This window comes from Enterobacter sp. UPMP2060 (genome assembly GCF_053709655.1).
This window is the reverse complement of sequence record NZ_JBSKJQ010000001.1, coordinates 889,317-902,390: the sequence shown is the minus strand read 5'-3', so window position 1 is coordinate 902,390 and position 13,074 is coordinate 889,317. Positions and strand designations below refer to the sequence as shown.

At 56.3% G+C, this 13,074-nt stretch carries 12 protein-coding genes; 5 read left to right on the top strand and 7 right to left on the bottom strand.

All coding sequences use genetic code 11. The features are described from left to right. Positions 1 to 16: 16 nt before the first annotated feature. From ACWKXN_RS04455 to ACWKXN_RS04435, 5 genes are all read right to left on the bottom strand, one after another. On the bottom strand, positions 17 to 1,480 hold the full coding sequence (locus ACWKXN_RS04455) for a mannitol dehydrogenase family protein (RefSeq protein ID WP_182930717.1): 1,464 nt from the start codon (positions 1,478 to 1,480) through the stop codon (positions 17 to 19). A 219-nt stretch (positions 1,481 to 1,699) separates the two neighbouring features. Then, entirely contained in the window at positions 1,700 to 3,067 is a 1,368-nt protein-coding gene (locus ACWKXN_RS04450) for an MFS transporter (protein ID WP_064672413.1), read from the bottom strand. A 73-nt stretch (positions 3,068 to 3,140) separates the two neighbouring features. Next, positions 3,141 to 4,160, bottom strand: a complete 1,020-nt coding sequence (locus ACWKXN_RS04445) for a Zn-dependent oxidoreductase (protein WP_143347084.1) — start codon at positions 4,158 to 4,160, stop codon at positions 3,141 to 3,143. Positions 4,161 to 4,174: 14 nt separating this feature from the next. Next, the gene (gene manD / locus ACWKXN_RS04440) at positions 4,175 to 5,389 is read right to left on the bottom strand and encodes a D-mannonate dehydratase ManD (RefSeq protein WP_032657497.1); all 1,215 of its coding nucleotides are present in this window, start codon (positions 5,387 to 5,389) and stop codon (positions 4,175 to 4,177) included. Positions 5,390 to 5,499: 110 nt separating this feature from the next. Continuing rightward, on the bottom strand, positions 5,500 to 5,826 hold the full coding sequence (locus ACWKXN_RS04435; protein ID WP_454543367.1) for a YnfA family protein: 327 nt from the start codon (positions 5,824 to 5,826) through the stop codon (positions 5,500 to 5,502). 152 nt (positions 5,827 to 5,978) lie between these two features. Between ACWKXN_RS04435 and ACWKXN_RS04430 the strand changes: the two genes are divergently transcribed. Both ACWKXN_RS04430 and speG read left to right on the top strand, forming a co-directional pair. Next, positions 5,979 to 6,314, top strand: a complete 336-nt coding sequence (locus ACWKXN_RS04430) for a DUF1283 family protein (RefSeq protein WP_048976917.1) — start codon at positions 5,979 to 5,981, stop codon at positions 6,312 to 6,314. Then, complete coding sequence (speG, locus tag ACWKXN_RS04425; protein ID WP_023311549.1) at positions 6,314 to 6,874, top strand: spermidine N1-acetyltransferase; 561 nt, start codon at positions 6,314 to 6,316, stop codon at positions 6,872 to 6,874. The genes ACWKXN_RS04430 and speG overlap by 1 nt, the downstream gene beginning before the upstream one ends. Positions 6,875 to 6,891: 17 nt before the next feature. Here the strand turns inward: speG and ACWKXN_RS04420 are convergent, their stop codons facing one another. After that, positions 6,892 to 7,602, bottom strand: coding sequence for a YnfC family lipoprotein (locus ACWKXN_RS04420; protein ID WP_454543366.1), 711 nt, complete (start codon positions 7,600 to 7,602; stop codon positions 6,892 to 6,894). Between the two features lie 104 nt (positions 7,603 to 7,706). Here ACWKXN_RS04420 and ACWKXN_RS04415 point away from each other — a divergent pair, with 104 nt between their 5' ends. The 3 genes from ACWKXN_RS04415 (at position 7,707) to dmsD (ending at position 11,251) form a co-directional block, all read left to right on the top strand. Continuing rightward, positions 7,707 to 7,973, top strand: a complete 267-nt coding sequence (locus ACWKXN_RS04415; RefSeq protein ID WP_029739394.1) for a DUF1161 domain-containing protein — start codon at positions 7,707 to 7,709, stop codon at positions 7,971 to 7,973. Positions 7,974 to 8,104: 131 nt separating this feature from the next. Further along, positions 8,105 to 10,543, top strand: a complete 2,439-nt coding sequence (gene ynfE / locus ACWKXN_RS04410; protein ID WP_454543365.1) for a selenate/tellurate reductase subunit YnfE — start codon at positions 8,105 to 8,107, stop codon at positions 10,541 to 10,543. A 93-nt stretch (positions 10,544 to 10,636) separates the two neighbouring features. Next, positions 10,637 to 11,251, top strand: coding sequence for a Tat proofreading chaperone DmsD (gene dmsD / locus ACWKXN_RS04405; RefSeq protein ID WP_454543364.1), 615 nt, complete (start codon positions 10,637 to 10,639; stop codon positions 11,249 to 11,251). A 39-nt stretch (positions 11,252 to 11,290) separates the two neighbouring features. Here dmsD and ACWKXN_RS04400 read toward each other — a convergent pair whose 3' ends face one another. After that, complete coding sequence (locus ACWKXN_RS04400; protein WP_454543363.1) at positions 11,291 to 13,006, bottom strand: SulP family inorganic anion transporter; 1,716 nt, start codon at positions 13,004 to 13,006, stop codon at positions 11,291 to 11,293. Positions 13,007 to 13,074: the final 68 nt, after the last annotated feature.

Genomic DNA, 13,074 nt, shown 5'->3' with positions numbered 1-13,074 from the left:
GGCGGCATGTGCTGAACTACCGTTGAGACGCGTACTGCGCGACGGTCGCTTTCGCGCCTTTTTGCAGCAACGACCGGTACGCGGCCATCACCGCAGCCACAAAGCGCGGCTCCTTCGGTAACTCGTTACCAAAGATGGCCTCAATGCCGAGAAGCGCATTGACCCGGCTTTCGCCTTCCGCACTTCCGTTCACCGCCGCCTGAATCACCGCCAGCTGCGGATCGCTCACGTCGATGGCGTTACCCTGCTCGTCCACGCCGCCGACATAACGCATCCACCCAGCCACACCCAGCGCCAGCAGTGGGAAAGGTTTCTGGTGCACCAGGTGCCAGCGCACGGAGTCCAGCATACGCTGCGGGAGCTTCTGGCTGCCGTCCATCGCGATTTGCCATGTCCTGTGGCGCAGGGCCGGGTTGCTGTAGCGGGCAATCAGGAGATCGGCATAGCGGCCTAAATCAACGCCCTTCACTTTCAGCGTGGGCGCCTGCTCGTTAAGCATCAGCGCACGCGCGGCGAAGCGGTAGTTCTCATCTTCCATACAGTCGTTGATATGCGGGTAACCGGCCAGATAGCCCAGGTACGCCAGGAACGAGTGGCTGCCGTTGAGCATGCGCAGCTTCATCTCTTCAAACGGGATCACGTCTGACACCAGCTCGGCACCGGCCTTTTCCCACTCGGGACGTCCTGCCACAAAGTTATCTTCGATCACCCACTGGCGGAACGGTTCACAGGCGACCGCCGCCGGGTCACGCACGCCGGTCAGCTGTTCGATTTTATCCAGCGTATCGGGCGTGACCGCCGGCACGATACGATCCACCATGGTTGACGGGAAGGTGACGTTAGCCTCGATCCAGTCCGCCAGCTCGCCGTCTACGGCCCGGGCGTAAGCGCAGGTCACATTGCGCATCACGTGGCCGTTCTCCGGCATGTTGTCGCAGGACATCACGCTAAACGCGGGCAGACCCGCCGCTTTGCGACGCGCCAGCGCTTCCACCACCACGCCCGGCGCGGATTTCGGCTGGTGCGGGTTTTGCAGGTCGGCGACGATAAACGGGTGATCGAGCATCAGTTGTCCGGTCGCCGGTGAATGGCAGTACCCTTTCTCGGTGATGGTCAGCGAGACAATCGCCACCTGCGGTTCGCACATCGCCGCCAGAACGCTTTCCAGCCCGTCAACCTGCGCATGCAGCGCTTTTTTAACCACGCCAACCACGCGGGATGTCCATGCGTCGGCAGACATCTCCGCCACGGTGTAGAGGTTATCCTGCGCCTTCAGATCGGCAATCTGCTGCTCGCCGCCAATCAGGTTAACCTCACAGTAGCCCCAGTCGCTGCCGTGCCCGGCAGCGAGAATGTCGGCGTACACCGCCTGGTGCGCCCGGTGAAAGGCGCCAAAACCCAGATGAACAATGCGTGGTTGAAGGCTGTCGCGATCGTACTGAGGCAGCGTCGCGTTGGCCTGTAATAAGGTGTTTTCCATGATTAAGACTCGTTAATTAGAAAGTCCTGGACCGCTGCCGCTCCTCTGAAGCGGCGGCGCCTGCTGACTACACCAACTAGAATGGCAGTTGGGGTAAAAAAATAACTGCCATCAACCATACTGATACTGCCGTTTGAGATTTTGATTTATATTAACTTTTGCTCATGTGGTGTGACATAAAGATAAAGTTATGTGACAGGTCACGTAAGTTATAAACCATTAGCGTCGCGAGGAGACCGCGCCGTAACCCACGCTCTCCTCTGGCGCGGACTCCGCTGCGTCTTGCGCCGCGCTCAAATCACGGTCGCGCACTTCGGGCATCAGGATCGCCGAGACCAGCCCAATCACGGAATAGGCCACCAGCATGGCGACAATCGGCCACCAGGAGCCGGTCATGTTGCAGAAGATCCCCGCCAGCACCGGACCAAAGCCCACCGCCACCAGCCCGCCCGCCTCTTTCGAGATAGCCATACGGGTAAAGCGATTTCGCGAGCCAAACATCTCCGCCATGGTGATATTTTCCAGCGCAAACAGCCCCAGCACGGCGAAGTTATGGATAACGATGATCGAGAGCATGATTGTCCCCGGCGCATAGCTCTTATCGACGATGATAGAGAGCATCGGATACGCGAGAAGAATGGCGGAGATATTGAGGATAATGTACGGCAGACGGCGCCCTACTTTATCGGAAAGCCAGCCCAGCAGCGGAATGGAGATAAACCCGAGAATGGAGCTTACCATCAGCGCATCGGTCGGGATGGCTTTATCGAACAGCAGCGTCTGGACCAGATACCCGGCGAGGAACGTCTGGATCAGACCCGAGTTGCCCGCCTGACCGAAACGCAGGCCGGTCGCCAGCCAGAAGGATTTACTTTTCACCATTGAACCCAGCGAGGTGTCCGGCTGTACGGTTTGGGCATCGTTCACTTTCTCAAAGACCGGGCTCTCTTTCAGGTTCATTCGCAGCCAGATGGCGAAAATCATCACCACGACGCTGGCGAGGAACGGCACGCGCCAGCCCCAGGCAATCAGCTCTTCACGGTCGAGGGCAAAGAACATCACTGCCCAGATCGCCGTTGCGCTCAGCGTTCCGCAGTTAGTGCCCATCGCCACCAGCGAGGAGATAATGCCGCGTTTCCCTTTCGGCGCGTACTCCGCCAGCATGGTCCCGGCCCCGGAGATCTCAGCCCCGGCCCCCAGGCCCTGGATGATACGCAGCGTTACCAGCAGAACGGGAGCAAAAATCCCGATCTGCGCGTAGGTCGGCAGGACGCCAATCAGCGTGGTGCAGATCCCCATCATGGTGATGGTGATAAACAGCACCTTCTTACGACCAATGCTGTCGCCCATTCTGCCAAAGATAAAGGCGCCGACAATGCGTGCGATATAGCCTGCGCCGTAGGTCCCCATCGCGAGGATCAGCGCCATCGCGGCTGACTGTTCCGGGAAGAAGATCTCGTGAAAGACCAGGGCAGCCCCCAGCGAGTAAAGCTGAAAGTCCATAAACTCCAGGGCGGTGCCCAGCCAGCCGGAAACGGCGGCTTTCACCAGATCGGAGGTAGTTCTTTGAGGTTGTGCTTGCGTCATAATGGCTATCTCTGAAGGGTAAGATGCGTACCACATAGAGCCTGTCTGCGCAGGCTCTTAACCGCGTAAAGGATTATTGCCCGAACGTGAGCAAGACTTTGCAGCACTGCCGCTGGTCTTTCTCAAACAGTTCAATGGCGTCTGTTACATGGTGATAGTCAAAGGCATGAGTGATCAGTTTTTCCGGGTCGATCAGCCCTTTTTTCAGCCAGTCGATGACGACCGGGAATTTGTTGGCATTGAGGCGCGAGGAGAAGATCGCCAGCTCTTTGCCGGTGATGCCCTGCTGGACAATATGGCTCGGCTCGCTGGAGAAGCCCATCAGCACGATACGCGCCGCCGGAGAGGCCAGGGTAATCGCCTCCTGCAATATCGACGGATGACAGGCGGCATCAATGATTAACGTCGGTTTGATCCCCCTTTCGTCCAGCGCGGCCTGTAGCGACTGCTCGCCGTTATTCAACACCCAGTCCGCGCCGCTGCGCTGGGCCATTTTCAGGCGTTCGTCGATGCGATCAACCACGATAACCTGCTTCACCTTATAGACGCCCTTCAGCGCCTGCACGGTGACCAGCCCCATCGGCCCTGCGCCGTAAACCAGCGCGACGTCCTGCTCGATGGGGTTGGCCTGCCCCGTCACGTTGGCGGCGATGGTGAAAGGCTCCACCATGACGGCGTGTTTATCAGGAATGTCATCCGGAATAGGCCAGGCATTTTTAGCGGGTACCGCCGCGTATTCACTGAAGCCCCCGTCGCGGTGTACGCCCAGCACCACCAGCGAGGTGCAGACGTTCGGTTTTCCGACGGAACACGGATAGCAATGTCCGCAGCTGATCACCGGATCGACCGAGACGCGCTGGCCCAGACGGGCACTGTCGACACCCTCGCCTACGGCGTCAATCACGCCAAAAAACTCGTGGCCGATCGTGCGTGGATATTTCGCAAACGGGTTATGGCCGCGATAGATGTGGCTGTCCGAGCCGCAGATCCCCGCCAGCGTGATTTTGACGCGAACTTCACCTGCACCTGGCGCCGGGAGTGGCCGCTCTTCAATCACCAGTTCGTTCGGCTGTTGAATCACTACGCTTTTCATCGTTCGCTCCTCGTTTACCAGTTCCACAGCGTGCCGTCCTCAAGACGGGCCACCGGCAGATAGGCCGGATCGTACGGGTATTTCGCCGCCAGCTTTTCATCAAACTCGATGCCCAGCCCCGGCCTGTCGCCCGGATGCATATAGCCGTTATCAAAACGCCAGCTGTGCGGGAAGACTTCCAGCATCTGTTCGGAATAGCCCATATATTCCTGGACGCCAAAGTTCGGCACCCACAGGTCGAAATGCAGCGCGGCGGCGTGGCATACCGGCGAGAGATCCGACGGGCCGTGCGAGCCGGTGCGCACCTGGTAGAGCGAGGCGAAGTCCGCGATGCGACGCATCCCGGTGATCCCGCCCGCGTGGGTAATGGTGGTGCGGATATAGTCGATGAGCTGCTCTTCGATGAGCTGCTTGCAGTCCCAGATGCTGTTAAACACTTCCCCCACCGCAATTGGCGTGACGGTGTGCTGGCGGATCAGGCGGAAGCAGGCCTGGTTTTCCGCAGGCGTTGGATCTTCCATCCAGAACATGCGGAATTCCTCGATGCTCTTGCCGAATCGCGCCGCTTCGATTGGCGTCAGGCGGTGGTGCATGTCATGCAGAAGATGTTCATTGAAGCCGAATTTACTGCGCACCGCGTCGAACAGCTTCGGTGTGAAATCGAGGTATTTTTCGGTGGACCAGAGCTGCTCTTCCGGCCAGTCGCCTTTGGTCGCAGGCTCGTAGGCAAGCCCCTTCCCTTTGGCCATGCCGTAGGTGGTTTTCATACCCGGCACCCCGCACTGCACGCGGATCGCCTTAAAGCCCATCTCTTTATGGCGGGCGTAGTCTTCCAGCACGTCGTCAATCGTGTGGCCGGTCGTGTGGCAATAGACCATCACCCCTTCGCGGGATGCGCCGCCCAGCAGCTGGTAGAGCGGCATGTTGGCCGCTTTGGCTTTGATGTCCCACAGCGCCATGTCCACGGCGGAGATGGCCGACATAGTGACCGGGCCGCGACGCCAGTAGGCGCCCTTATAGAAAAACTGCCAGATGTCTTCGATACGGTGCGCATCGCGGCCAATCAGCTGCGGGCAGAGATGGTCTTTCAGGTAGGAAGCCACGGAGAGTTCACGCCCGTTCAGCGTAGCGTCACCGAGGCCGACAATCCCCTCATCGGTGGTGATTTTAAGGGTGACAAAGTTCCGCCCCGGGCAGGTAACAAACACGTCAGCCGCGACAATCTTCATATTTCCTTTCCTTACATCATTCGTTGTGATGCTGGAAACTTACCCACCAACCAGACTACCATACAAGTATAATGATCATAAAATCCGCTAACGATCACAAAACCGGGGGCTCAGGCCCGCCCCCATCCCGCCACAATAATCAGCATGCCGCACAGGGCAACCAGCGCGCCGGCCCAGTCGTACGCGCTGAGCCTGACGCCGTCCACCACGCGTAACCACAGCAGCGCGGTACAGACATAGACGCCGCCGTAAGCGGCGTAGACGCGGCCGCTGGCGGCAGGATGCAGCATTAACAGCCAGACAAACAGGGCCAGCGCGACGCTTGCCGGGATGAGGAGCAACACGGTTCCCCCCTTCTTCAGCCAGAGCCAGGGCAGGAAGCAGCCGATGATTTCGCATAGCGCGGTGGCAAAAAAAAGCAGCGTCGTTTTGAGCATATTTCACGTCAGGTGAGGATTTATTTAGACATCATACCTGATGATATCCTTTACTTTTCCATACTTGCACCGCGGGTATGACGTCTTTTCGCTTTGGTGTAGAATCTGTTCGGGGTAACTTGATTATCTGCACCCGTTTAAAAGGAAACGCTATGACCACATTAAGCAAACGCCTTTGTCTGACAGCCCTGCTGGCGCTGTCGTTCGCCTTTGCCGCCTCTGCGACAGCGGAAACCAGCAAGCTCATTATCGAGTCTGGTGACAGCGCGCAAAGCCGCCAGAACGCCGCCATGGACAAAGAACAATGGAATGACACCCGCAGCCTTCGCCACAAGGTCAACAAACGTGCTGAGAAAGAGTGGGATAAAGAAGATGTCGCTTTTGACGCGCGCGATAAGTGTCAGCAAAGTGCAAACGTCAACGCCTACTGGGAGCCAAACACCCTGCGCTGCCTGGATCGCCGCACTGGCCGCACGGTAGCCCCGTAATGTCGGCGCCCTGCGACGTTAAGCTTCGTCCGCTGGAGCGTGAAGACCTGCGCTTCGTCCACCAGCTCGACAATAACGCCAGCGTGATGCGCTACTGGTTCGAAGAGCCGTACGAGGCTTTTGTTGAGCTGTCCGATCTCTACGATAAGCACATTCACGATCAGAGTGAACGTCGTTTTGTGGTGGAGTGTGAAGGCGAAAAAGCCGGTCTTGTGGAGCTGGTTGAAATCAACCATGTTCACCGTCGGGCGGAGTTTCAGATCATTATTTCCCCTGAGCATCAGGGAAAAGGCCTTGCCTCACGGGCAGCGAAGCTGGCAATGGATTACGGATTCAACGTTCTGAATCTCTACAAGCTTTACCTGATTGTGGATAAAGAGAACGAGAAAGCGATCCATATCTACCGCAAGCTGGGCTTTATGGTGGAAGGCGAGCTGATTCACGAGTTCTTTATCAACGGCGAATACCGCAATACCATTCGCATGTGCATCTTCCAGCATCAGCATCTTGCCGGGCACAAGCCGTCAGGCGCCAGCCTGCTGAAACCGACCGCGCAGTAACCTGCGCGGTTTTATTCTCAGTAGTATTCAATCGTGTTTTTGATGGTGTATTTGTGCTCAACGGCAGGTTTGACGCTATCGTCCGTGATCGTCAGGTCGCAGCTCACCGGATTATTGTGTCGATCGTAATCGCAGCTCTGCTTCACGTTGCCCAGCGGCTTATTATTCAACATGCTCACTGCCGAGTAATCCATTCTTTTGCGAACGTCTTTAGACGGCGTCGACTGGACGGACAGGTGCTGATCCCCCGAGACGGTGGTTTTGCCCAGCGGGTAGCCATCCGCATCGTAACGATACTTCACTTCCATCTCTTTGCCGTGCGCCGCCACCACAAAACCGTTGTCGTCGGTATCCCACGTTATCCCGGCTGACGGCAGTTCGGCCAGCTGGCATTTCCCCTGCAGCTTCACTTTTCGCTGCTGGGTTTCCGCATCAAGGTAGTAATTGGCATCCAGCACCAGCGCCACGCCGGTATTGGCCTCCAGGTCGTGCAGTTCCAGGGTATCGAAACACCCTTCCGCCGACACGGTGCCGGTCACCCGTTTGGACACTTCGCCCTTCTCGTTGAGCAGCGTCTGGGTGAAGTCTTTCACCGGGCCGCGCAGGGGATCAAAATCAAATTCGTTCGAGAAACTCGCCATCTCGGGCGTAAACGACAGCGGCGCGGAGCTGTTGTCGCACCCCACCAGTGTTGCTGCCAGTAGCGTTATCGCTGCGTATTTCTTCACATTTATTACCGTACAGGGAGATTATTCCCAATCATATTAGCAAATACAGTTGTTTACACGAAGCCTGCTAAAATTAATCTCTACACAGAGAAAAGGAGCTAGAGATGAAACGGTTACCCTGGATTACCGCCCTGCTGTTAATGAGTGCCTCAACGGCCGCGCTGGCGGCACCGGATTCCTGCGAGCGCGTGAAAAGCGACATTCAGCAGAAAATTATCAACAACGGCGTGCCTGAATCAGGTTTTACGCTGAGCATTGTGCCGAACGATCAGGCTGACCAGGCGGGCACGCAGGTGGTAGGCCACTGCGCCAACGACACCTTTAAAATTTTGTACACCCGCACAGGCAACGGGGCTGCTGAAGCGCAGTAATTTACCCTCAATCCCCTTTGATTTGATGAGGATTAAGATTTAATACCCCCAAATCAGTAACACTCACCCCATCATTAGCCCGGTTATCATTTCGGGAAAAATAATACGTAATTATAATGATGGGGTGAGCCATGTCCGATACTGAACATCACGGCGGAATTAGCCGTCGAACTCTCATGAAATCCACGGCAATAGGTTCTCTGGCGCTGGCCGCCGGCGGGATCTCGCTTCCTTTCGGCTTAAAAAGCGCCGCCGCGGCGGTGAAGAACGCCGTCCAGCCTGCTGAAGATAAAGTGGTGTGGGGCGCCTGCTCGGTCAACTGCGGCAGCCGCTGCGCGCTGCGTCTGCACGTCCGTGACGACGAAGTGTACTGGGTCGAAACGGATAACACCGGCGAGGATATTTACGGTAACCATCAGGTGCGCGCCTGCCTGCGCGGACGTTCAATTCGCCGTCGAATCAATCATCCTGACCGTCTCAACTACCCGATGAAACGCGTGGGCAAACGCGGTGAAGGCAAGTTCGAGCGCATCACATGGGATGAAGCGCTGGACGCCATCACCGCCAGCCTTAAAAACGTGGTCAGCAAATACGGCAACGAAGCGGTTTACATCAACTACTCTTCCGGCATCGTCGGCGGTAATATCACCCGCTCCTCCCCTTACGCTTCGCTGGTGGCGCGCCTGATGAACTGCTACGGCGGTTTCCTGAGCCACTACGGCACCTACAGCACGGCGCAAATCGCCTGCGCGATGCCCTACACCTACGGCAGCAACGATGGCAACAGCACCTCGGATATTGAAAACAGCAAACTGGTGGTGATGTTCGGCAATAACCCGGCGGAAACCCGCATGAGCGGCGGTGGGATCACCTATTATCTGGAGCAGGCCCGCGAGCGATCCAATGCGCGCATGATCGTTATCGACCCGCGCTATACCGATACGGCAGCCGGACGCGAAGATGAATGGATCCCGATCCGTCCGGGTACCGATGCCGCGCTGGTGGCGGGAATCGCGTGGGTATTGATCGACGAAAACCTGGTCGACCAGCCGTTTGTGGATAAATACTGCGTGGGCTATGACGAAAAAACGCTGCCGGAAGGCGCGCCCGCTAACGGCCACTACAAAGCATACATTCTCGGCCAGGGCGATGACAACACGGCGAAAACGCCGGAGTGGGCCTCACGCATCACCGGCATTCCTGCGGATCGCATCATCAAACTTGCTCGTGAAATCGGCTCCGCGAAACCGGCCTATATCTGCCAGGGCTGGGGACCACAGCGCCAGGCGAACGGCGAGCTGACGTCGCGCGCCATCGCCATGCTGCCGATCCTCACCGGAAACGTCGGCATCAACGGCGGTAACAGCGGCGCGCGCGAGTCGACCTACACCATTACCATCGAGCGTATGCCGATACCGGATAACCCGGTCAAAACGCAAATCTCCTGCTTCAGCTGGACGGACGCCATCGCCCGCGGACCGGAGATGACCGCCATGCGCGACGGCGTGCGTGGTAAGGATAAGCTGGACGTGCCGATTAAGTTCATCTGGAACTATGCGGGCAACACCATCATCAACCAGCACTCCGATATCAATAAAACCCACGATATCCTGCAGGACGAAAGCAAGTGCGAAATGATTGTCGTCATCGACAACTTCATGACCTCGTCAGCGAAGTACGCCGATATCGTGTTGCCGGACCTGATGACCGTCGAGCAGGAAGACATTATTCCTAACGATTACTCCGGGAACATGGGCTACCTGATTTTCCTCCAGCCCGTGACCGCGCCGAAGTTCGAGCGTAAGCCGATCTACTGGATCATGAGCGAAGTGGCGAAACGCCTCGGGCCGGATATCCATCAGAAATTCACCGAAGGACGCACGCAGGAACAGTGGCTGCAGTTCCTGTATGCCACAATGCTCAAGAAAGACCCTAAGCTTCCGTCCTATGACGAGCTGAAAAAAATGGGCATTTATAAGCGTAAAGATCCGAACGGACACTTTGTGGCCTATAAAAATTTCCGCGAGAACCCGGAAGCCCATCCGCTGAAAACGCCATCGGGCAAGATTGAGATTTACTCCAGCAAGCTGGCGGAGATTGCGGCTACCTGGGAGCTGGCAAAAGATGAGACCATCAGCCCTCTGCCCGTCTACGCGTCGACCTTTGACGGCTGGGATGCGCCCGAGCGCGCGCAGTTCCCGCTGCAGCTGTTCGGCTTCCACTTCAAGGCCCGTACCCACTCGAGCTACGGTAACGTCGACGTGCTGAAAGCGGCCTGTCGTCAGGAGGTGTGGCTTAATCCTGTCGATGCAGCAAAACGCGGCATCAAGAACGGCGATACGGTGCGCGTATTTAACGATCGCGGCGAGGTGCGAATTGAAGCGAAGGTCACGCCACGCATCATGCCCGGCGTGAGCGCCATGGGCCAGGGAGCGTGGCATGATGCCAATATGAATGGCGATCGTATCGATCACGGCTCATGCATCAACACGCTGACGACCCATCGACCTTCTCCGCTGGCAAAAGGCAACCCGCAGCACACCAATCTGGTGCAGATTGAGAAGGTGTAGAGGGCGAAACGCGAGACCCTGGTTTATTCTGTGGTCAGTATTATCGGTTAACACAGTCGCGCGGGCGTCATCCGCGCGAGCAAGGAAAGTTTAATGAAAGACGTCTCACATCGTGAATCGTTCGCGTTCAGCGCCCGGGTGCTGGGCGCGCTGTTTTATTTCGCTCCCGACAGCGAGCAGGCCGCGCCGCTGGTGAAAGCGCTCACCGCTGGCGAATGGGTTCAGCACTGGCCCCTGCCTTCGGAAACGCTGCAGCCGGTTGCCGATACGTTTGCCTCATCTTCCGATGAACCGCTGGCGGACGCCTGGCAACGGCTGTTTATTGGTCCGTATGCCCTGCCCGCTCCGCCGTGGGGTTCCGTCTGGCTGGACCGTGAATCCGTATTGTTTGGCGACTCGACCCTCGCGCTGCGCCAGTGGATGCGGGAGAACAATATTGCGTTTGAGATGCAGCAGAATGAGCCGGAAGATCATTTCGGTACGTTGCTGCTGCTGGCGGCGTGGCTGGCCGAGAATGGCCGCGAGCCGCAGTGCAATCAGCTTCTGGCGTGGCACCTGCTGCCGTGGAGCACCCGCTTCCTGTCTGTGTTTGTCGACAACGCCGGGCATCCGTTTTATGCCGCGCTCGGCAGGCTTGCGCAGCTGACGCTCGCGGACTGGCGATCCGGGCTGCTTATTCCGGTTGCGGAAAAAACGCTGTATCGCTAAGGGTGTGGCTTGCTCGCGGATGGCGGGCAAGCCTTTAGCTTATACCTCGCCACCTGATTCACTCGCACTCTCTTTGCTTTGAATGAACCGAAGTGCCAGATAGAGGTCTGGCGCCAGAATCATGTCATCATCATTCATCGTTGGCCGGCTATCTTTAAACCAGCGCGTTAATTCCGTTTTTCTGCCCGCAAGGATTAACATAATCTCTCGACCTTTCAGATCGCGCTTTAACTCATTTATGGTTGCCAGAACGCTGATATCTGAATAGGTGAAGCATGCAACGGCATCAATGACCACCCATTTAGGCTGTACTGCTGCACCATCAACCAGGTTCAATACCCGACGTTTAAAATAAGCCACGTTAAAATAGGTCAACGCGGAGTTAAATCGATACATCAGCACGCCCGGGACCATTTTAATATCGGTTGTATTCCCTAATGAGTGAATCATTCCATCTTCGTCGGTTCCCAGTAAGTGCTCAGAGGGACGAAACACCGTACGCAGGAACTGTAACAGGCCAAGCAACACCGCAAGGCCGATCCCCTGGATAACGCCGATAATTAACACACAGCCAAACGTGAAAAAGGCCAGGCGAAATGCCTGTTTATTTCTTCGCCTCAGATTCCATAACCCGCGCAGATCAATTAATGACCAGGATGCGTACATCAGAACAATACCTAATGCAGATACCGGAATAAATTGTAATGGCTGAGTGAAAAACACCACCACGATACCGATGAGTAAGGCTGCGACGATGGAAACCAGCTGGCTTTTCCCACCCACTGAATCATTAACCGCTGTCCGGGAATCGGCTCCACTGATAGCAAACCCCTGAGATAACCCAGACATAATGTTCGCAATACCCAGCGCTCTGAACTCTGCATCAGCATTAATTTCATAGCCATTTTTCGCGGCGAAACTGCGGGCGGTCAGCATCAGGCTGACAAAACTGACCAACGCCAGGTTCAGTGCCGGGATCACTAAATCACGCATCGGACCGGGCTGGAACGCGCCCCAGTTAACGACGGGTAAACCAGGCTGGAAGCCTTCACCCCCAATAGTGGCAATACCGTACTGTTGCGCAGATGTCGCCCATACCAGTAGCGTTGTCATCACAATGGCAATCAACGGTGCCGGCCAGTGGCTGCGATACGTTTTGATCGCCATTAAAATAATTAACGTTAAAAGTGATATGCCAACGGTTAATAAATGGCTTTCTGAAAGACGGCCTGGCAAGGCCATTATTTTCTCAATAACCTGCGCTTCGTCGAGTTTTATCCCCAACACCTTGCCTAATTGCCCGACAATAATCGTTACGGCAACGCCATTAAGCAAACCCGTAAGGATGGGATGAGAAAGTAAATCGGCAAGTGCGCCCAGACGAAATTTACTGGCAAGCAGACACCACCCGCCCATCATCAACGTCATGATAATGGTCAGCTGCCAGTGCAGTTCGGGATTACCTGCAGAAAGCGGAAACACGACGGCCGCAATCACCGCGCAGGTCGTGGCATCAGGGCCCACAATAAGCTGACGCGAAGAACCAAAGAGTGCATACGCTATCATCGGTAAAACGCAGGAATAGAGCCCCACTATTGCCCCAACACCCGCCAATTCAGCATAAGCAATAGCCACGGGTAGCGCGACAGCCGCAACGGATAACCCGGCTTTAATATCATGTTTTAGCCAGCTTTTATCGTAGGCTAACAAAGTTTGTAAACCTGGCATGATGTTTAGCAATTGTTTTCCGAACACGTTGTTCTCCGGATAAGGATATTAGCCACGTCATGCTGGCACACTTCTCAGTGAGGTTCTGGCTTTCG